The sequence below is a fragment of the Echinicola salinicaeni genome, assembly GCF_014280965.1.
Lineage (GTDB): Bacteria > Bacteroidota > Bacteroidia > Cytophagales > Cyclobacteriaceae > Echinicola > Echinicola salinicaeni.
Genome location: NZ_JACODZ010000014.1, coordinates 1 through 20801, shown reverse-complemented (window position 1 = coordinate 20801; position 20801 = coordinate 1). Strand labels below are relative to the sequence as shown.

Annotated in this window: 17 protein-coding genes; all 17 read right to left on the bottom strand. The window is 39.2% G+C overall.

The annotated features are described in order from the left end of the window. Positions 1-37 precede the first annotated feature (37 nt). Positions 38-1072 (bottom strand): pseudaminic acid synthase, encoded by a 1035-nt coding sequence (pseI, locus tag H7U17_RS20030; protein WP_186758633.1) that lies wholly within the window; start codon positions 1070-1072, stop codon positions 38-40. Next, positions 1069-2079: a GNAT family N-acetyltransferase gene (locus H7U17_RS20025; RefSeq protein WP_186758632.1), complete on the bottom strand. Its 1011-nt coding sequence runs from the start codon at positions 2077-2079 to the stop codon at positions 1069-1071. The genes pseI and H7U17_RS20025 overlap by 4 nt, the downstream gene beginning before the upstream one ends. Beyond that, positions 2054-2749: a pseudaminic acid cytidylyltransferase gene (pseF, locus tag H7U17_RS20020; protein ID WP_186758631.1), complete on the bottom strand. Its 696-nt coding sequence runs from the start codon at positions 2747-2749 to the stop codon at positions 2054-2056. The genes H7U17_RS20025 and pseF overlap by 26 nt, the downstream gene beginning before the upstream one ends. Further along, the gene (pseC, locus tag H7U17_RS20015; protein WP_186758630.1) at positions 2742-3926 is read right to left on the bottom strand and encodes a UDP-4-amino-4,6-dideoxy-N-acetyl-beta-L-altrosamine transaminase; all 1185 of its coding nucleotides are present in this window, start codon (positions 3924-3926) and stop codon (positions 2742-2744) included. The genes pseF and pseC overlap by 8 nt, the downstream gene beginning before the upstream one ends. A 32-nt stretch (positions 3927-3958) precedes the next feature. Then, on the bottom strand, positions 3959-4984 hold the full coding sequence (gene pseB / locus H7U17_RS20010; protein WP_186758629.1) for a UDP-N-acetylglucosamine 4,6-dehydratase (inverting): 1026 nt from the start codon (positions 4982-4984) through the stop codon (positions 3959-3961). 44 nt (positions 4985-5028) lie between these two features. Beyond that, positions 5029-6141 carry a Wzz/FepE/Etk N-terminal domain-containing protein gene (locus H7U17_RS20005; protein WP_186758628.1) on the bottom strand — a complete coding sequence of 371 codons (1113 nt, stop codon included), beginning with the start codon at positions 6139-6141 and terminating at the stop codon, positions 5029-5031. Positions 6142-6259: 118 nt separating this feature from the next. Then, positions 6260-6430 (bottom strand): four helix bundle protein, encoded by a 171-nt coding sequence (locus H7U17_RS20825; protein WP_186758627.1) that lies wholly within the window; start codon positions 6428-6430, stop codon positions 6260-6262. A gap of 361 nt (positions 6431-6791) precedes the next feature. Next, a complete protein-coding gene (locus tag H7U17_RS19995) occupies positions 6792-6995 on the bottom strand; it encodes a four helix bundle protein (RefSeq protein ID WP_186758626.1) in 204 nt (67 codons plus the stop codon). Positions 6996-7228: 233 nt separating this feature from the next. Next, a complete protein-coding gene (locus H7U17_RS19990) occupies positions 7229-9814 on the bottom strand; it encodes an SLBB domain-containing protein (RefSeq protein ID WP_186758625.1) in 2586 nt (861 codons plus the stop codon). A 204-nt stretch (positions 9815-10018) separates the two neighbouring features. Beyond that, positions 10019-10381, bottom strand: coding sequence for a four helix bundle protein (locus tag H7U17_RS19985; RefSeq protein WP_186758624.1), 363 nt, complete (start codon positions 10379-10381; stop codon positions 10019-10021). A gap of 195 nt (positions 10382-10576) precedes the next feature. Beyond that, positions 10577-11893 (bottom strand): UDP-glucose dehydrogenase family protein, encoded by a 1317-nt coding sequence (locus H7U17_RS19980; RefSeq protein WP_186758623.1) that lies wholly within the window; start codon positions 11891-11893, stop codon positions 10577-10579. A gap of 176 nt (positions 11894-12069) precedes the next feature. Continuing rightward, the gene (locus H7U17_RS19975; RefSeq protein ID WP_186758622.1) at positions 12070-12432 is read right to left on the bottom strand and encodes a four helix bundle protein; all 363 of its coding nucleotides are present in this window, start codon (positions 12430-12432) and stop codon (positions 12070-12072) included. A gap of 247 nt (positions 12433-12679) precedes the next feature. After that, positions 12680-13192: a winged helix-turn-helix domain-containing protein gene (locus tag H7U17_RS19970; protein WP_186758621.1), complete on the bottom strand. Its 513-nt coding sequence runs from the start codon at positions 13190-13192 to the stop codon at positions 12680-12682. 1308 nt (positions 13193-14500) lie between these two features. Next, the gene (locus H7U17_RS19965; protein WP_222439255.1) at positions 14501-15817 is read right to left on the bottom strand and encodes a nucleotide sugar dehydrogenase; all 1317 of its coding nucleotides are present in this window, start codon (positions 15815-15817) and stop codon (positions 14501-14503) included. 818 nt (positions 15818-16635) lie between these two features. Then, the gene (locus H7U17_RS19960; RefSeq protein ID WP_186758620.1) at positions 16636-17634 is read right to left on the bottom strand and encodes a mannose-1-phosphate guanylyltransferase; all 999 of its coding nucleotides are present in this window, start codon (positions 17632-17634) and stop codon (positions 16636-16638) included. Between the two features lie 30 nt (positions 17635-17664). Then, positions 17665-18738, bottom strand: a complete 1074-nt coding sequence (locus H7U17_RS19955; RefSeq protein ID WP_186758619.1) for an SDR family oxidoreductase — start codon at positions 18736-18738, stop codon at positions 17665-17667. Positions 18739-18986: 248 nt separating this feature from the next. Then, positions 18987-20303, bottom strand: coding sequence for a UDP-glucose dehydrogenase family protein (locus H7U17_RS19950; RefSeq protein WP_186758618.1), 1317 nt, complete (start codon positions 20301-20303; stop codon positions 18987-18989). Positions 20304-20801 lie beyond the last annotated feature (498 nt).

Sequence of the window (20801 nt, the reverse complement as noted above, 5' to 3'; positions counted from 1 at the left end):
AAAACGTTTTATTGTCTTTTTAATAGTCGAGAATTGATTAAATAAAATCCTTAGATAATCTTGTTCCCTTTTCTAAGGAAACTTTTGCTTTCTTGCCTAAAATCTCTTTCAAAAACTTGGGATGTAAACCAAAACCAGGTCTAATGCTTTTTACATTTTTATCAGTTATCAAATCTCCTTCTTTAATGTCTTCAACTACATATAACGATCGACTAAAATCTCTTCCTTTTTTCTGCTTATCCGTAAGTTCATAAGAAACTGAACCAATAGCAGATTCGGCCTCTCTTACTGCTTTAACCATCTGAGTAAACTCTTCCTCATTCATGGAAAAAGAAGCATCCGGACCACCTATCGACCTGTCCAAAATAAAGTGCTTTTCGATAATCTTTGCGCCAAAGCAGGTGGCTACCACAGGAACTGTACTCCCCATAGTATGATCAGACAATCCTGAAATAACTCCAAAACGATCAGCTAAATCTTTTACCATAACCATATTGGCTTCATTTATCGGAGCGGGGTAGCTGGACGTGCATTTTAGAAGGGCTATATCCGTATTACCCATTCTTTTACATGCATCCAGTGCCAATCTAATATCTTCTTCATTTGCTATTCCAGTGGAAATAATCACTGGTTTTCCTTTGGATGCCACATATTCAATTAAAGGGATATCAGTAATTTCAAATGAAGCTATTTTATAGGCTGGTACATTTAACGATTCCAGAAAATCAACTGATGTTGGATCAAAGGGAGAAGAAAAACATAATAAGCCTTCGCTTTTTGCCGCTTCGAAAATTGCTTTATGCCATTCCCACGGGGTATACGCTTCTTGATATAGTTCATATAAATTTTTACCCTCCCATATCGTTCCTTGAATCAAAAAATCAGGCTTCTTAGAATTGATGGTTATGGTATCCGCTGTGTAGGTTTGTAATTTGATACAGTCAGCCCCTGCCCTTTTCGCCGCTTTGACCGTTTCAAGTGCCGTTTCCAAGCTGCCATTATGGTTTGCAGATAATTCCGCAATAATAAAAACAGAAGAATCACTATCTATTTTATAATTACCAATTCTCATAATAAAGTCAATTCAAATTTAATTTCTGATTCATTTTCACAGCCTATCTCATAACCCATTCCTTGAAAGATTTTCAACGAGGGAATATTTTCTTTAAGGACATAGCCATAAACCTTTTGGATACCTGGCATATTGGCTTTAAATCTATTAACACCTGCCTCTAAAAGATATTTCCCTAGTCCCTTTCCAGTATGGCCACTATCCACCAAATAGCTTATCTTGGCCATCTTGCCCGAGTTTTCAATATCAAACCTGATAGAACCAACAGGTTTATTATTTAATTCCAACACATAATATTCACAATCATTGGATAGGACTTTAACCCTAAACCATTTATCATGGCTGGTTCTTTCTATTGGATCTTGATTATAAGAGTATTTTCGGACTATAGGATCATTTGCCCATTTAAAGGTTACTTCCACATCCTCAGGAGTTGCATTTCTAAGCACCTTTTGTGGTTGAATTTTGGCATGGATAACCACATCAATAAATGAGCTCTCAAAGAAGCAATGTTCCTTTAATATAGCCTCCTTTTCAAATCCTTGACTTTCCAGAGCAGTGTACAATCTTGGCCTTAAGTCAAATGCATAGGTAAATATCTTATGGAGGCCAAGTTGATCAAATGCAACTTTTTCAATCATTGATAAAAAACTGGCCCAATGAAATTCAAAACAATCTTTTTCCAGTGACGTCTTCATGATAAATGAGATCTCAGCATATTTGTCAAGCCAATTGATATGAACCAAGCCTCCATAACCAATACATTCATTACCTTCTAAATAGGAAAATAATAATTGATCCGGTTCCTCTTGATCAAATAGTTTAGAAACCACATTAACAAAATAATTGTCTTGTCCCTCTTTTGTCAAAGGTTGGGGCTGGCGTAAATGATAAATTTGTTCATTCCGCCATTTCATGATATCAAACCTATCCTCAAATCGAATAGGAACTATTTGATATTCCCCTAATCTAAAAACTTGCTTATCTAGCGCCTTGTAAGATCTCATACTTTAATTCTGCCAATTTCCAATCAATTTGAGTATCAATATCCTGAACCTTCAATTCAGAAAGTTCTACCATACCCGTATTATGGCCAAAAATATTGTTGTTTTTTAGTAAATCATCAATATTGAACCAATACCACTGACCTGCATCATGATAAACTTTTTTGAGATCTTGAGACCTAGCATTCCTATATTCGGGCCAAATCATTTTAGCCGTTTCATCCTCGGATTTTTCAAACCCTCTCCAAACTGGATAACTAAATGCAACCACAGGAAATACACACTCCCTTTCTTCTGACAGTAATTTTTCATACCCGATCTCCAAATCATCAACCTCTAAAAAAGGAGCAGTAGGGTATATGCAACAACCATTATCAAACTTCTTTCCGATACTTCTATATTCATTTATTACCTCCTTTATAACATCAAAAGTGGTAGAATGATCGTCTGCATTTTTTGTTGATCTCAAAAAAGGCACCTTTGCCCCCAATTCAATTGCAATTTGTGCTATTTCATGATCATCAGTTGAAACCATCACTTCATCAAATAATTTACTTTTTAATGCAGTCTCTATAGAATAGGCTATGATCGGTTTGCCTAAAAAGTCCTTGATGTTTTTGCGAGGTATTCTCTTACTTCCTCCTCTTGCCGGAATGACACATAAATTAGCCACTATAATATCCCTTTATGATATCAATAACCCTATTTTGATCTATCGCTGACAAGGTTGGAAACATTGGAAGGGACAAACAGTTCCTGTAGTATCGCTCAGCATTGGGCATATCCCCTTCCTTCCATCCAAACTGTTTGTAGTATGGCATTAAGTGAGTAGGAATATAGTGGATTTGTGCAAAGACCTGCTTTTCTCTCAAATGGTTATATAGACCAAGCCTATCCTCCACCTCTATCACATACAGGTGGTAGGCGTGCCCTTCCACTACCCCTGATTGTCCAATCATAAAGGAAGCATTTTTGAAGGTCTCATAATATCTTTCTGCAATTTGTCTTCTCTTTTCCACGCCTTCATTGGCACGACCAAGTTGACTTAGACCTAGTGCTGCCTGAAAATCAGTCAGGCGGTAATTATATCCCAAGTCCTGCATCTCCATATACCAAAGTGGATAACTGTCCTTCCCTCCGGAAAATTCGATGGTATTGGTATATAAACTATCATTCTTCACAATACCGTGGGTACGAAGCGCCAATAATTTTTGGTAAAGCTTCTCATCATTAGTGGTTATCATCCCCCCCTCACCTGCGGCAATATGTTTGACTGGATGAAACGAAAAAATAGCCAAATCAGCGAATTTACCGTTTCCGCAAGATTGTTGTACTCCATTAGAATCCACAAAGTACCCCCCAGGAGCATGACAGGCATCTTCCATCAACCATAGGCCGTATTCGTCGCATAGTTTTCGAAATTCTTCCAAGTTGACAGACCTACCCGCAAAATCCACAGGGATGATTCCCTTAAAGGTTCCTTTTGGCGAGTTTTCAAGTAAATGTTTTACTGATTTTATGTCCAGCAAATAGGTTTCTGGATCAATATCTGCAAAAACCACCTCCCCTCCACAATAACGAATACAGTTTGCACTCGCCGCAAAGGTAATGGGAGTGGTAATTACTTTATCTCCAGGTTGAATATCTAAGGCTATAGCATTTAGATGCAAAGCAGCTGTTCCATTTGAAACAGCTACTGCATACTTAGCTCCTACATATTCCGCAAATGCTTGTTCAAAGGCTGCAATCTTCGGTCCCTGAGTAAGGTAATCAGACTTCAAGGTTTCTACCACTGCCTGAATATCTTCATCAGTTATAAACTGCTTTCCATAAGGAATGATCTGACTCATAATAATTATCTAAAAGAATTTCACCTATTTCCTTAAGCTTCCTTTAATTCAACAGAAAAAGTTGGATCAACATGTTCAGTTATTAGTTCTCTCAAAGACTCTACTGTTTCCCATTCTTGGTTCTCTCCAGAATTATACCTAAACCCAAGAGGAACTTTCTTTGCATCAAATGAATTTATAAAATCCTCTACATTCCATTTAGGGGTAGATGGTATAATAGCGTAATATTTACCTAGGTCGTAGGTGAAAAATGAGTCGGATGCAGTAATCATTTCTTCATGCACCTTTTCACCTGGACGAATTCCAACCACGGGTTTTTCGCACTCAGGTCCAATCGCTTCTGCAACATCTAGAATTTTATAGGAAGGTATTTTAGGAACAAATAATTCCCCCCCCCAAGCATGTTCCATGGCATGCATAACCATATCTACTCCACCCTGCAGTGAAATATTAAACCTGGTCATATTGACATCAGTAATGGGTAATTTCCCTTCTTTTCGCTTGTTAATAAAGAAAGGAATTACAGATCCATTTGACCCCATAACATTACCATATCTTACCACCGAAAACTTTATTGGGTTATTACCTTTTATATTATTAGCCGCAATAAACAATTTATCAGAAGTAAGTTTTGTTGCCCCATACAAATTGATAGGTGCACAGGCCTTATCCGTTGACAAAGCCACCACTCTCTGAACTCCCGTTTCCAACGCTGCATGGATTACATTTTCAGCGCCTCCGATATTCGTTTTTACACATTCATCGGGATTATACTCAGCGATAGGAACATGCTTCATCGCAGCTGCATGAATTACATAATCAATACCTTGAAATGCCCTTACCAGTCTTTCTTTATCCCTTACATCTCCTATAAAGAAGCGAATTTGAGGGTATTTGTGATTCGGATATTCCTGAGCCATTTGAAACTGCTTTTGCTCATCTCTGGAATAAATGACCACCCTTTTTACTTCAGGGTACTTAGAAAAAATATGTTTTGTTAAGGCCTTACCTAGGGATCCTGTTCCTCCCGTTATTAAAACTGACTTATTATTTAACATGTTATTAATTTTTTATTTTATTTTATAATACTCTAACAAAGAAATTAAGAGTCCCATTCTTTTCTCAATTTCATTAAAAATTCCTTACCCAAGATATATCCCACAGATAATACAATCCCTAAAATTAGAAAAACAAACATAATTAAAGATCGTTTAGGTGAAGACTTTTCTATTGGCACAGAAATAGGTTGAATAACAGAAAATAATGGTGTATCCTTACTCACTTGTAATTTTGCCTGTTCCAATTGCTTTGCTAATTCCGAATAGATAGAAAAAGCCAAGTTATATTCAGCTTCCAATTTTTCTAATTCATTTATTGCAACGGAACTGGATATATTTTGATTCCTATCCCTAAAATGTGCTAATTTAGTTTGTATGGCTTCAAATTCAAATTTCTTTTCCTGGTAGCGTTCTTCAGTAAATTTCAAAAGTTCTTTGGCATTTTTCACTTTAAAGGCAATTACTTCCTTTTGTAATAAATTTTCCGCAAACTTGGCCAATTCTGCTGAAGCTATGGCTTCAGGCATTATGATAGACAACTGAACAAACCCCTCTTTATCATTAAAAGCAATAGACACCTGGCCATCCAATCGTTTAAAATGCTCTAATTCTTTAGGAGAAACAGTAATGATTTCTTCTGCATCATTTCTAACAATCTTTTGCGCTTGTTCACTTTTTATAATTTTAATTAGTAGCCCGGGTAATCCAATAGTATACCGCTTTATATATCCTAAAAACCCAGGTGAATAATACTCCTCATAATATTCCTGATAGGTCACCTTTTTGTCAAACTCTTCAAATTGTAAGGGAGCCTTCAACATAGCCTTTTTAAAAGGTACACTGCTCACAATTTTCGGGTATAAAGTAGGCGGAATTTCAGAGCCTCCACTTACTCCTCCAAAATTAATTCCAGCCAAGGAAGCTAAGCCAGACAAAGAGCCTCCTCCTTTACCTCCTTCAGTGGTCTGGGGCAAATAGGTCCCGCTAGCAGTAAACTCCTTAGGAGAAAGTATCGCCACCAACAAACCCAATATGACAAAAAGTCCTACGATTCGGAAAACAAGCTTCCTTTGATTCCAAACGGTTTTGGCTAAGGCAAGTAGGTCGATTTCATCGTCAGCTGGCGGAGCGGTGTTATTATTTGAATCGTTATTCATATTTTATGATAAATATTCTTATGACAAGGTAATTGTTAATGTTATTCGGGATTTGTTACTCGCAATTCAGTGTTCAATCTCTGATTACTCCAATATCAATTACTCTAATACCAATGATTCACTGTCTTTCATTCTGATTTCTTAAATATCTAATATATCCATTGATTAATTGAAGGCACTTTTCACAGTCTTTTCTAATTCGGTTTAAAGTTGCATCATCGATATAATCCCAAGATTTGGCTTCCAAAGCATGATCTAAAATTTCAGCTACAGATCCCCGAGCATTCAATAAAAATTAATATTCTATGTATATCCGAGTCTTTTCATTTAGTCTCTGAGAAACAAAATATTTTCCGAAATCACTTATTCGGCCTTTGGAGCATTCGGTTTTGGAACAGTTGAGGAGGGCGTTAAGAAAATGAGCTAGCTCGCGTCGTGGAACAGGGAGATCCGCTTATTTTTAGCCCGTAGCAAGTGTTCCAAAATCAAATTGAGAAATAGTCCTCATCGACACCGTAATCGACTCAATTTGGAGAAGGCTCCATGGCCTAGATTTTTTGCCTACTTTTTCATCAATGGAAAAAGTAGGAAAGCTTTAATACAAACTTTTATCTTTGATTGTTCGGCCACGTGCGGTATTCCACATACACTTATAATATTTTCTTAAAACGATACCTACCCCAGCCTTCTGCAATATTTGCCGTAGCTGATCTACTAGCTCTTAATAATTGACTGAACAATTCATAACGCTCATGCTTGGGCAATTTTGTTAATACTTCCTCTCTTATATACCGCTTGAGTTCATCACATGCTTGCCAGCATTTCAATTCTTCAAACGATTTATAAGAAGTCATATTTATTCCTTGTTAATTATTAATTGGAAAACCATACTCCATTTTTCAAATTTCAATCGCCAAATCGCCAATCACAAATCCGGATTGCTCAAATACCAGATTCCTATTATTCTAATCTCTATTACTCGAATCCCAAATCACGATTATCGATTACTCGAATCACTATTCCAAATGCGGGACTCCCACGGCTTGCTCTCCTCGCTCCATCCTAAAAGCCTTGGAGTGCCGTGTGGCTACTGCGCTACCCGATCAATCAATATCGCTAAAGTCGCCAAACTGGAAGCCAAACCTATCCAATTTGTAGCCGACATTGGTTGTCTATCTGGCTTTTGCGGCACAATGATCTCGGCACCTGGTTCTACATTGGGATAATTCTTAAAGAATAAGAACCCCTTAGTCCTAGCCACATCCCCATTCGCATACACCACATAAGCTTTCCCTTTTCGGGCATTATCGGTAAATCCACCCGCCTTGGACACATAGGCCTTAAAACTATCCCCCTTTTCATATCTAGCAGAAGTAGGGAATAATACCTCCCCGCGCATACGTACCGTTTGCAATTCCTTAGGGATACTCAATACATCCCCTTCTTGTAAGATCAGATCCTGATCGGAACCAGGATGCTCCATAATATAGTCCAAGTCTATACCGATCAACTCCTGCGTCCTAAATTCCACTTCGGCTACCCTAGAACTATCCGAAGCTGCCACTTCTTTCACACGATTGATTTTAAATTCCCCAGATGTCAACCCTTTTTGATTGGCCAAATCTCCTCCCTGTTCCCCTATTTTCTCATCTATACGAGATAGCATATTATTCTCTGCCTCTGTATTCTTTCCATCTTCTTTAATCAAATTATTCTTCACCTCTCTTAATTCAGCTGATTTGATCTCATTATCACTTTGAGGACTATAAAACTCTGTACGCCTAATCAAAGTGGCGCCTTTGGTATAGGCAAATTGATTGATCCCCCCCGCTCTTTTTAATAAATCAGAAATACGCTCTGTGGCAGTGGAAATGGTGTACTGACCTGGATAATTCACTTCTCCCTCTACGCGTACCAATTGTTCCCTTTGAAAACCCGGACTTCTTCTAATGATCACATGATCAAATGGATGTAAAACCACTTCCTTATCAGCCCCATTGATTTCCAAATTCTCATCAATATCAATGGTGAAGATTTCAGCAATCTGTCCATCTGTTCTATCTTTCACTCTTCTGGCTACTTCTATATAAGCATCTGAAGCAGATTCCTTAAATCCCCCTGCTTTCAATACCAAATCTTCCACAGTCATATTCTCCGCAAAGGCAAAAGCCCCCGGTCGGTTGATCTCACCGGAAATCTTTACATAATACTCTTCGTTCAAGTCATACTTGCTGGGGATATGCAATACATCTTCCCGCTGTAATACAATATCCTGAGTTGTACCATTGACTACTGCTTTGACATCCACAGGTACAATTTCCAAGGTCATATCTTCTTGGGTTCTATATAGGGTAGCCCTATTTAGAAAGGCCTCTCCTCTTAAACCCTCTGCTTTCCCAATCAAATCCTTTACAGTCATCCCCTCTAATAAAGCAAACTCACCTGGATGATAAACGGCACCAGATATCTGCACCCTGTTTTCAAAACGGTTCAGTTTTTCTCCGACTAGATAAATATCCCCATCCTGCACCTTAAAACTTTCAAACTGCTCTTGTGATACATCGGCCACCTTCCTTGCATCCTCAGAAAGCCTTCTCACTCCAATGCGTTGGGTATAGGCCTCACTTTTAAAACCACCTGCATAGTTGATCAAATCCCTAATATCCTCATCAGCCTGAATTTCAAATAAACCTGGCCTTCTGACTGGCCCTTGTACCTCTACCCGGGTCTGCACAGCAGGTACGATAATTACATCATTGTCCTGCAAACGAATATTTTGTTTTTGATTACCATTGGTCAAAAACTCATAGACATCCACTTCAGCCACCTGACGGGAATCCCTGTATACTTTGATATTTCTAAAGGAACCTTCCTCATTTGGACCTCCCGCAGCATATAAGGCATTAAATACCGAAGCAAAAGAAGGTAAGGTATAGGTACCAGGATGGGTCAATTCCCCAGTCATGGATACCTGAATGGAACGGATATTCCCTAAACGAATCTGTAAGAAGGTGCGGGGATTGGAACTGTTTAAATCTGAATAAATACCACTTAATTCCTTCTTGATCCTTGCTGTAGCCGCCTGAATACTGGCTCCTCCTACAGCAATGGGCCCTACATTAGGGATATACAGCCTGCCCTCTGGATTCACAGTCAAACTATATGACTGTTGAGAATCTCCATACACATCAATCAATAACTGATCCCCTGTGCCTACTACATAACTTTCTGGAGTAGGAATATTCAGATTGGGAGAGAAGTTCAGTTCCTTATTATGAAAAAGACCAAAACCATAAATCTTTTGCTGCTCCTCGGTTAATTTGGAACTACCTCCATTAAGATTTCCTGTTACCGGCGTAGACACCATTCGTTGTGCCCCTGTATCTGAAGAAGTACTTGCTGACTGTTCTACATCAGCAGTCCCCAACTGGCTAATCCTTGTAGCCAACTTATTGGCTTCCATCGCCGAAAGTCCCCTTTCCTGTGCTAAAGTCGGGATTTGAGATTGGGAAATCCCCTGCTCCTCCGCATTCTGTACAATCGCAGCAATTTGCGCATCCGACAACTCATCCACTTTAACATTTTGGATATTGGATAAGGACTGGGCATGGAGCACAATCGCTGATAGCAATAGAATTATTGTAAAATAAAAAGATTTGATATTGATGGACATACCTTATTGATTAGGAATGATGAATGTTAATATATAATTAGGAATGGTGTTATTGTCGAACTGTCGAATTGAATGAATGTTAGATTGTAAACAGTCGAATGGCGAAGGTCTAAGGCCGAAAGCCTGTTTTTTTTGTCTAAGGCCGAAAGATAAAGGACAAAAGCCTGTTACTATGATTAATATAAGCGAAGATGAAAGCCTCATTTAGATTGCATTTATAAGCGCTTTTAGCATTGAGGCTATCTCCAATCCCCCCGATTCTATTCTATTGAGTTGCGCTGTTGTAATCCAATTTCGTCTATGAAAAAGATTAGCGAGTGTCACCATCTCATATAATGATCCACGACTATAATAGAGGAATTGTTTGAACTCCTTGTCTGTATTTCTACCTTTTCCTTCTGCAATATTTTGAGAAACTGAAGCCGAGCAAGATTCGAACTGTTCAATTAATCTAAAATGCTTTCCTGGAGTATTCAATTCTTCAACAAGCTCTATACAATATTCAGCCAAATCCATTGATTTTTGCCAAACCCTAAGCTCCTTAAAATTGAAATGTCGCTCACTCATTTATCCAGTACAGCTTACTACTATATTTAGACTTAAAAGCTTTCGGCTTTCGGCTTTCGGCTTTGGGCTTTCGGCTTTCGGCTTTAGGCTTTAGGCTTTAGGCTTTCAACATTCAGCCTTCTCTATTAGCCTTCGCCCTTCAGCTTTAGACTCCTTTCTTCAGACATTCGGCTTTCGGCTTTTGACTTTCAGCTATTAAATCCCAATCCCATAATGCACAAACCCTTCTTCCTCCAAATGCTTGCGGTCATAGATATTTCTGCCATCAAAAACCACTTTATTCTTCAATAGCTTACTTACTGCTGACCAGCTAGGTAGTCTAAATTCTGACCACTCCGTAACCAAAAGCAAGGCATCCGCATCCACACAGGCATCATAAGCGTCATTGCAATAGGCCACCTTATCTCCTACATAAATTTCTTGGGCTTCCTCCATGGCAATAGGATCATACGCTTTTACATTAGCTCCGGCGGCACGTAATTCATCAATAATCACGATAGCCGGCGCTTCACGCATATCATCGGTATTAGGCTTAAAGCTCAATCCCCAAAGGGCAAAAGTCATTCCTCTCAAATCCTCTCCAAAATGCTTCTTTACCTTATTCACCAATACATATTTCTGGTCATCATTCACGTCCTCCACCGCTTGAAGCACACGTAATTCATGTCCATATTCTCTACCCGTACGCACAATGGCCTTAACATCCTTAGGAAAGCAAGAACCACCATAACCTACGCCTGGGTAGATAAACTTATTACCAATCCTAGGATCCGAACCAATCCCCTTTCTAACCATATTGGCATTGGCCCCAACCAATTCACATAAATTGGCAATATCATTCATAAAACTGATCTTGGTAGCCAGCATGGCATTGGCCGTGTATTTGGTCATTTCTGCAGACGGAATATCCATATAGATAATACGGTCTCCACTCAATTGGAATGGCTTATACAAGCGCTTCATGATCTTTTCAGCCCTATCGTCCTCTACCCCTATCACTATTCTATCTGGTTTCAAAAAGTCTTCCACAGCAGCGCCTTCTTTCAGGAATTCTGGATTAGAGGCAACAGCAAAATCCATCGCTCTTTCTCTTTTTTCCAAGGCCTTTTGGATAGTCGCCTTTACCTTTTGCCCCGTAGTTACCGGTACAGTACTTTTAGTCGCCACCACGATATAATCCGACATCTTCTCTCCAATCTCATTCGCAACGGCCAATACATATTTCAAATCAGCAGAACCATCTTCACCCGGAGGGGTACCTACCGCAATAAAAGCCACCTCGGATCCTTGAATAGCTTCGCCCAGATCAGTGGTAAATTGCAATCGGCCACTTTCATAGTTGCGCTTAACGATTTCTTCCAATCCTGGCTCATAAATAGGCATAATGCCATTCTTGAGCTTATCGATCTTCTTTTGGTCAATATCCACACATACCACCTCTATCCCTACATCTGCAAAACAAGCGCCTGAAACTAAACCTACATATCCGGTTCCTACTACGGTAATTTTCATATTTCTTATTGTTGAATTCTTGAACTGTCAAATTGGGATATTCTCGAACAGTTCAATTATTGAAAAGTATAATTGAGTTTAAATATTGTTGAATGGTGTTATTGTCAAACTGTCGAATTGGAGGACTGTTAAATTGTAAACAGTCTAATGACAAAGGCCTAAGGCCGAAAGCTCGTTTACATGGCATTTATAAGCGCCTTTAACATTGAGGCTATCTCCAACCCCTCTGATTCTATTTTATTAAGTTGTTTTGATGAAATCCAATTTCTTCTTTGAAATAGGTTGGCCAATGTCACCAATTCATATAGGGAGCCACGACTGTAATAAAGGAATTGCTTGAACTCTTTATCTGTATTTCTACCTTTTCCTTCAGCAATATTTTGAGGAACTGAAGCCGAGCAAGATTCAAACTGTTCAATTAATCTAAAATGCTTTCCTGGAGTATTCAACTCTTCAACAAGCTCTATACAATATTCAGCCAAATCCATCGATTTCTGCCAGACCCTAAGCTCCTTAAAATTGAAATGTCTTTCACTCATTTATCCAGTACAGCTTATACTATTTAGACTTAAAGACTTTTTTCCTTTAACTTTTATCTTTCGGCTTTAGGCTTTCAACATTCAGCCTTCTCTATTAGCCTTCGCCCTTCAGCTTTAGACTCCTTTCTTTCGGCATTTGGCTTTTAGCCTTGCGCTTTCCGCTCCGTCCATAGCTTCGCCCGGTCAGTCACATATTGTGCTTAGCGGGCAATTCTTTTCATAAAAAAGAGTAGGAAAATCGCTTTCCTTACTCGGCTGCTTTATTATATAAAACTATGCCAGTTTGAATTTCTTCTGCCAAAATCGTAAAACTCACTTTACGGTTGATCAAATCGGCTATGCGATTACCCAAACTGTCGAGGTATTCCTCATTCAATGCATTACCTTGAATCACTATATCAATGGTACCCGTATCCAAACCATTGGCATAATCACCAGTTAGGATTACCTTGTTAACATCACCCATCCTATCTAGGACTTCCTCCACCAAAGTATCCAATCCCAAATACTTGCGGATGATATCCTGCAAGGATCCAAATAAGGGATGCTGGGTATTGGCACTATAGCAGATTCGGTTCTTTTCAGACTCCTTCTGCAAGTACCCTGCTTCGGATAAATTATTGAGTTCTTTTCTTATGGCATTGGTAGATTCTCCAAACTCCTCGGCCAAACCGCGGAGATGGCTATGGTTGTCTGCGTTGATAAAAAACTTTACCAAAAGTCGCAATCTGGTCTTGGAAGTAATTAAAGAATCTAGCATAAAAAGAAAGCCCTCCCGTAATGAGCACCAAAAGTACTCAGTGCTTTCAAAAGCTCCAAGCTTTTTCTATTTTTTTATTATTCCCCATTAAAAATTAACAAATGGTAATATTCAAACAACATAACTGCAATATTCACAAAATTCAATCTCAACTAAAATGGACCACAGGATGTATATAAAAATTTGTTTTTGAAATAATTTCCTATGTCATCCTGAACAAAGTGAAGGATCTACGTGCTGATTCAATTCTTTAAGATGCTGGTCCTATGCTGGTCCGCATTTGCAATGCGGACCTCTAAATAATGGGCATTTGCAATGCCCTAAATGCGACGCTGGTCCAAGTCTCTAGCGCAGCGCTGACTTGGACCCAATAAATCACAGGAGTCTCCAGACTCCCATGCTTTTCCAGATTTAAAACTTCGTTGTCCCGTCAGCTAAGCTGCGGGACCCAAGCAGATACGCTTTTGCTCTGCGAGCCTTAAATATAGGAGTCTCCAGACTCCACTATTCCTTTTCATCCATCCAACGGAACAAAGGAAATTGCTTTTCCAGATTTAAATTCTGGAAATAATAATAAAAGAGGATTTTAAATCCTCTTCTACTATTATTCGACTTTGCAAAAGTCGAACAGCCTTTAGGCCTTAGACATTCGCCCTTCGGCATTCCTAAAGCCCAAGCTGGTCCGCATTTGCAATGCCCTAAATGCGACCTTGGTCCAAGTCTCCAGCGCAGCGCTGACTTGGACCCAATAAATTACAGGAGTCCCCTGACTCCACTCTAGAAATCTTCGTTGTCCCGTCAGCTAAGCTGCGGGACCCAAGCAGATACGCTTTTGCTCTGCAAGCCTTATATATAGGAGTCTCCTGACTCCATTATTCCTTTTCATCCATCCAACGGAGCAAAGGAAATTGCTTTTCCAGATTTAAATTCTGGAAATAATAATGAAAGAGAATTTTAAATCCTCTACTACTATTGTTCGACTTTGCAAAAGTCGAACAGCCTTTAGGCCTTAGACATTCAGCCTTCGGCATTCCTAAAGCCCAAGCTGGTCCGCATTTGCAATGCCCTAAATGCGACCTTGGTCCAAGTCTCCAACGCAGCGCTGACTTGGACCCAATAAATTACAGGAGTCCCCTGACTCCACTATTCATTTTCATCCATCCAACGGAACAAAGGAAATTGCTTTTCCAGATTTAAAATCTGGAAAAAATAATAAAAGAGGATTTTAAATCCTCTTTTATTATTATTCGACTTTGCAAAAGTCGAACAGCCTTTAGGCCTTAGACATTCAGCTTTCAGCGTTTGCTCCTAAAGCCTCGCATCCACCTTATCCTTATCCAATACGCCCTTCACATCATACACGACCAAGCGATCGGATTTCTTTATATCCCAAGTTTTAAAAGATTGATGAGCCACCGCCAGTATAATTGCAGAATATTGGTTAGGATCAGGCCTCTCATTTCCCTCTAGCATCTTGATATTATACTCCCTTTGAACCTCTTCTGCATCAGCACAGGGATCATATACATCCACGGCTATATCAAAATTCCTCAGCTCTTCATAGATATCAATCACCCTTGTATTCCTTACATCCGGGCAATCTTCCTTAAAGGTAAAGCCCAAAATCAACACCTTGGAATCGATCACTTTCAGGTCTTTGCGCATCATATGCTTGATCACCTCTGTGGCTACATATTTACCCATGGAATCGTTCAACCTTCTTCCAGCTAAAATAATTTCTGGATGATAGCCCACCTCCTGCGCCTTTTGGGCCAAATAAAAAGGATCCACTCCTATACAATGTCCTCCTACTAGTCCAGGCTTGAAGGGTAAAAAGTTCCACTTCGTGCCTGCTGCGGCCAAAACTTCCTGCGTGTCTATATTAAGCAGATTGAAAATCTTGGACAGTTCATTAACAAAGGCAATATTGATATCCCTTTGGGAATTTTCTATCACTTTGGCTGCTTCAGCCACCTTAATAGAGGAAGCCTTATAGGTACCGGCTATAATAATTGATTGATAAAGTTGATCTACAAATTCGGCTGCGGCTTCCGTACTCCCTGATGTCACTTTCAAAATTTTGGAAATGGTATGTTCCTTATCCCCTGGATTGATCCTTTCGGGGGAATAGCCTACATAAAAATCTTGATTAAACTTCAGTCCCGAGCCATTTTCCAAAACAGGCACACATTCATCCTCAGTCACTCCCGGATATACCGTAGATTCATAGATGACGACATCTCCCTGCTTTAAATACTTGGCTACAGTCTTTGAGGCAGCCAACATGGGAGTTAAAACAGGCCTATTTTGCTTATCCGTAGGAGTCGGTACGGTAATAATAAACACATTACAATCATTTAATGCTTCCGCATCATTGCTTGGGAAAAGACCAAGTGTATTGGAAGCTGCTGATTTATCCTTGATTAATACGGATTGAAGCAAATCATTTTCGACTTCCAGGGTATTGTCTATTCCTAAGCCCAATTCATGAATGCGCTTTTTAGAAATATCAAATCCAACAGTGGGGTATTTTTTTGCAAATTCAACTGCCAATGGTAATCCTACATAGCCCAAGCCAATAACCGCTATCCTGCTTTGATTTAACAAAAAAATAGGTGATGCCATACTTTTCTTCAATGGTGATTTTTAAACTTTGAATAAACAAAAGGCCAATGATCATCTCTCAAAACATTACCCTTCTGATATCGCTAAGGCTAGAATCCCTGACCAGGAAAACGCTCCTAAATCACTTAGCTTAATTCAATCGGCTAAATTATCAATATTATACATTGAAATTTAATTAAAGCCAATAAATTATTAATTACCTCAAGGAATTAAGCCTACGAGCTGGTCCGCATTTGCAATGCGGACCTACAAATAATGGGAGTCTCCTGACTCCTATACGAATATTTCTAATGCTTTTCCAGATTTAAAATCTGGAAATAATAATAAAAGAGGATTTTAAATCCTCTCCTACTATTGTTCTACTTTGCAAAAGTCGAACAGCCTTTAGGCCTTAGACATTCAGCTTTCAGCGTTTGCCAAGCTGGTCCCCATTTGCAATGCGGACCTTTAAATAATGGGCATTTGTAATGCCCTAACCGCTACGTTGGTCCAAGTCTCCAGCGCAGCGCTGACTTCAACACAATAAATTACAGGAGTATCCTGACTCCACTCAAGAAATCTTCGTTGTCCCGTCAGCTGAGCTGCGGGACCCAAGCTGGTACGCTTTTGCTATGCGAGCCCTAAATATAGGAGTCTCCTGACTCCACTATTCCTTTTCATCGATCCAACGGAGCAAAGAAAATTGCTTTTCCAGATTTAAATTCTGGAAATAATAATAAAAGAGGATTTCAAATCCTCTCCTACTATTGTTCGACTTTGCAAAAGTCGAACAGCCTTATTTAGGCCTTAGACTTTGGGCATTCGGCTTCAATCTCCATTTAATTCACCAAATCAGGATTCTCCTTTTCCAACTTCTCAAATACCTTCTTCACATCCTGGGCCTTTTCTTTTTGTAATACTAATATGGCATCTTTGGTTTGGATTAGCATGGTATCTTTCAAACCTACAAATTCAGTATAAATATCAGCTCCGATCACCATATTGCCGTTTTCATCAGCTTGATGCCCATGATTTTCCAAATATTCAAAGACCGATTCAAATGAACCCATATCGGACCAAGAAAATGCTGAGGGTACTACTTTAATTTTTGTGGAGCGTTCCATGACCGCAAAATCAACTGAGGTAGAAGGGATTTTTAGGGACTTTTCGTAATCCAAAAAAACATCATCGGCACTTTCAATGACCACTTTGGAATATTTCAATACCTTTGGTTCAAAACGCCCCAACTCCTCCAAAAATACGCCCGCTTTAAAACAAAACATCCCTGAGTTCCACAAAAAGTTTCCTTTCTTTAAAAATCTCTCTGCTGTATCCAAATTAGGCTTTTCCCTAAAACTTTTCACATCCTCTCCATCACTTTCAATATACCCATACCCTGTTTCAGGATGATCAGGTTTTAATCCAAAAGTGACAATATAATCCTGCTTAGCCAGTTCAATTGCTCTTTTGACACTTGAAGAATAATCATCCCCTGTGTCTATAAGGTGATCTGAAGGAGTCACAAAAAGAATATCTCCTGGATCACAAGATAATGCTGCAAAAGCAATGGCCGCAGCGGTATTCCTTCGACAGGCTTCAACAATTTCTATATAATCTCTAAGACCTAAGCCTGCTAAATCTTTCCTTGAAAGCTGATAATTATTTTTATTACCAATAACCATCAGCTCCTCACAAAAAGCTTGGTTCCTTTGTACCGTTTTTTGGAATAAGGTATTCCCCTCGAAAATTGGCAAATATTGCTTGGGGCAACTCTTCCTTGAAAGCGGCCATAATCTACTTCCTACTCCTCCAGATAATACAACATTAATTATTTTCATATCTCCAAAAAGTTATATACGCTAAAAACTTTATTCGTCTTTAATCGAATTTAAATTCTTCAAATACCATTCGCAAACTTTTGATAGCCCTTGCTCCAAATTATATAAAGGATCATACCCTAAAATTTCCCTTGCCTTTTTTATCGATGCCAAAGAATGGGGAATATCTCCTTTTCTTTTAGGTCCATAAATAATTTTAACATTTGTAATTTCTGGATCAAAAAAGGACAAATTAGATTTCAAGTTCCTGACCAAGTTATTTAGATTTTCTCTTTCCCCAAAGGCTACATTAAACACTTCTGAAACTCCCTTCTCCCCGTCAAAATGATCATCAATAGAACTATAATAAGCAGCAAGCTTTTCAACTAATTCCTCTTTTGGTACTTCAGCAGCCAATAAATTAGCTTGGATAACATTATCGATATAGGTAAAATCCCTGGAATAAGTCCCATCTCCATTGATCTTTGGAGATTCATGTTTGATCAATGAACATAGAAATTTTGGAATTGCGGCAGCATATCCTCCATCTGGATCTTGTCTTTTACCAAAAACATTGAAATACCTCAAGCCAATGGTCTCTATATTATATATTTCCGAGAAGTTTTTCGCAAACAATTCGTCCACATATTTGGTAATCGCATAGGGAGACAAGGCATTGCCGATTTGATGTTCCACTTTAGGCAAACCCTTATGATCCCCATAGGTAGATGAACTCGCTGCATATACAAACCTGCTTATTCCTGCTTCATAAGATGCAAATAGCATTTTAACAAAACCTCCAATATTCACATCAGTACTGGTCATCGGGTCTGCTATGGAACGCGGGATAGATCCCAATGCGGCCTGATGAAACACTAGATCGCAGCCTTCAACCGCCTTTTGGCAATCTTCATAATTCCTGATATCCCCCTCTATCAAAATAAAATCCTTGAATTGCTTGGCTTCTTCTAGGTTCTCCCGCTTCCCTGTGGAAAAATTATCCAAACAGACCACTTTATTCCCATACTTCAACAATTCATCTACCAGATTAGACCCTATAAATCCAGCCCCTCCAGTAACCAATATCTTTTTCCCTGAAATGCTCCCTTGAGAACGAATATCCATTTTCTTTTATAGTATTTAATATTTGTATCCGTGTCTTTGCACCTGTCCCCTGAGAAACGAAATATTCACCCATTCCTCATTAATAATTCATAATTCTTCATTGAGTTCCCTTCTTTCCTTAACAGCCCCACTTCAAGCTTCTCAAATGGATAGGAATCATATTTCATAAAACAAGTTTTTGAAAACAACAGTCAAACAATTCGACGCTTCAACAGTTCCACAATTCAACAACCCCACAATTCGACTTCTTAAACCCCAATCCCATAATGGGTAAATCCTAACTCCTTAAGGTATTTCCGATCATATATATTCCTTCCATCAAAGACCACTTTATTATTCAGCAATTTCCCCAAAGCACTCCAACTTGGAATCCTAAACTGTGACCATTCTGTCACCAGCAATAAGGCATCAGCATCCACACAAGCCTCATAAGCATCATTACAATAAGTGACCTTATCGCCAATATAAACCTCTTTGGCCTCTTCCATAGCAATTGGGTCAAATGCTTTAACCCTAGCACCTGCAGCCCTCAATTCATCAATGATCACCAAAGCGGGTGCCTCACGCATATCATCCGTATTGGGTTTAAAACTCAAGCCCCACATGGCAAAGGTCTTCCCGCTCAAATCATCCCCAAAATGCTGCTTGACTTTTTTCACCAGAACATGCTTTTGAGACTCATTCACCTCTTCCACAGCCTGTAACACCCTCAGATCATAACCATATTGCTTGGCAGTCTTTACTATGGCCTTTACATCTTTAGGAAAACAACTACCTCCGTAACCAACGCCCGGATAGATAAATTTATTTCCAATCCTAGGATCAGAACCAATCCCGGCCCTGACCATATTGGCATCAGCACCTACCAACTCACACAGGTTGGCGATATCATTCATAAAACTGATCTTGGTCGCCAACATCGCATTGGCGGTGTATTTGGTCATCTCAGCGGATGGGATATCCATATAAATAATCCTATCACCGCTTAGCTGAAAAGGCTTATACAACCTCCTCATGATCTCCTCAGCTCTTTCATCTTCTACGCCAATGATGATCCTGTCAGGCTTAAGAAAATCCTCCACTGCTGCTCCCTCCTTTAAAAATTCGGGATTGGAAGCCACAGCAAATGGTAGCTCGCTTTTCCTCTGGTCCAAAGCATCTTGGATGGCCTTTTGCACCTTACAACCTGTAGTTACTGGAACGGTACTTTTTGTCGCCACCACGATATAGTCAGACATGGTCTTTCCTATCTCATCAGCAACAGCCAACACATATTTCAAATCAGCTGATCCATCCTCGCCCGGAGGTGTCCCAACCGCAATAAAGGCCACATCTGATCCCTGAATGGCCTCTCCAAGATCAGTGGAAAACTTCAAACGGCCACTTTCATAATTCCTGACCACGATTTCTTCCAGCCCTGGCTCATAAATGGGCATGATCCCATTTTTCAGTTTATCAATTTTCTTCTGATCAATATCCACACATACCACCTCAATCCCTACGTCAGCAAAACAAGCCCCTGAAACAAGGCCCACATAACCAGTTCCTACTACAGTAATCTTCATATTTAACAGTTCAAATTAAGGTATTAAAAATAGCATTTATTAATTGCATATTCACTGAATTCAAAAGTCCATGACAAAATTAAAATCAATGCAAACCTTAAAATAAAGATTATCAAGCAATTTACCGTCAACAATATTTCAATTATATACCAACTCATGAAATATGTTAATGGAGCGGTTCTTTTCGGGTATCAAATAAAGCCATAAAGCTTCCTGTCTAAACTCTTATCGCATTAAACAATCACAACAGCCCTGAGCGGGCTAAATATATTAACCCCGGGTTCATCCCGCGGCCAGGAACAACTTAGCTGAGCGCTTTAGCCGCAAAGCCTGCCAATTGTGCAAATTAATTCCAGCTAAAGCACAAGCTGCCTTGAATAGTCCCTATCTTAACCCCTTATAATATCGGAAAGCTTTACCCTCAATTGAGGCATAAAATCCTTTTATAGCATATATTAAATTGAAGTTTCATTCACTCCATCTGTACAAAGCCCTCTT

Bases quoted from the DNA above. Each gene is read 5' to 3' on its own strand.
- pseI (WP_186758633.1), bottom strand. From the start codon at position 1,072: ATGAGAATTGGTAATTATAAAATAGATAGTGATTCTTCTGTTTTTATT.
- H7U17_RS20025 (WP_186758632.1), bottom strand. From the start codon at position 2,079: ATGAGATCTTACAAGGCGCTAGATAAGCAAGTTTTTAGATTAGGGGAA.
- pseC (WP_186758630.1), bottom strand. From the start codon at position 3,926: ATGAGTCAGATCATTCCTTATGGAAAGCAGTTTATAACTGATGAAGAT.
- pseB (WP_186758629.1), bottom strand. From the start codon at position 4,984: ATGTTAAATAATAAGTCAGTTTTAATAACGGGAGGAACAGGATCCCTA.
- H7U17_RS20005 (WP_186758628.1), bottom strand. From the start codon at position 6,141: ATGAATAACGATTCAAATAATAACACCGCTCCGCCAGCTGACGATGAA.
- H7U17_RS19995 (WP_186758626.1), bottom strand. From the start codon at position 6,995: ATGACTTCTTATAAATCGTTTGAAGAATTGAAATGCTGGCAAGCATGT.
- H7U17_RS19990 (WP_186758625.1), bottom strand. From the start codon at position 9,814: ATGTCCATCAATATCAAATCTTTTTATTTTACAATAATTCTATTGCTA.
- H7U17_RS19985 (WP_186758624.1), bottom strand. From the start codon at position 10,381: ATGAGTGAGCGACATTTCAATTTTAAGGAGCTTAGGGTTTGGCAAAAA.
- H7U17_RS19980 (WP_186758623.1), bottom strand. From the start codon at position 11,893: ATGAAAATTACCGTAGTAGGAACCGGATATGTAGGTTTAGTTTCAGGC.
- H7U17_RS19975 (WP_186758622.1), bottom strand. From the start codon at position 12,432: ATGAGTGAAAGACATTTCAATTTTAAGGAGCTTAGGGTCTGGCAGAAA.
- H7U17_RS19970 (WP_186758621.1), bottom strand. From the start codon at position 13,192: ATGCTAGATTCTTTAATTACTTCCAAGACCAGATTGCGACTTTTGGTA.
- H7U17_RS19965 (WP_222439255.1), bottom strand. From the start codon at position 15,817: ATGGCATCACCTATTTTTTTGTTAAATCAAAGCAGGATAGCGGTTATT.
- H7U17_RS19960 (WP_186758620.1), bottom strand. From the start codon at position 17,634: ATGAAAATAATTAATGTTGTATTATCTGGAGGAGTAGGAAGTAGATTA.
- H7U17_RS19955 (WP_186758619.1), bottom strand. From the start codon at position 18,738: ATGGATATTCGTTCTCAAGGGAGCATTTCAGGGAAAAAGATATTGGTT.
- H7U17_RS19950 (WP_186758618.1), bottom strand. From the start codon at position 20,303: ATGAAGATTACTGTAGTAGGAACTGGTTATGTGGGCCTTGTTTCAGGG.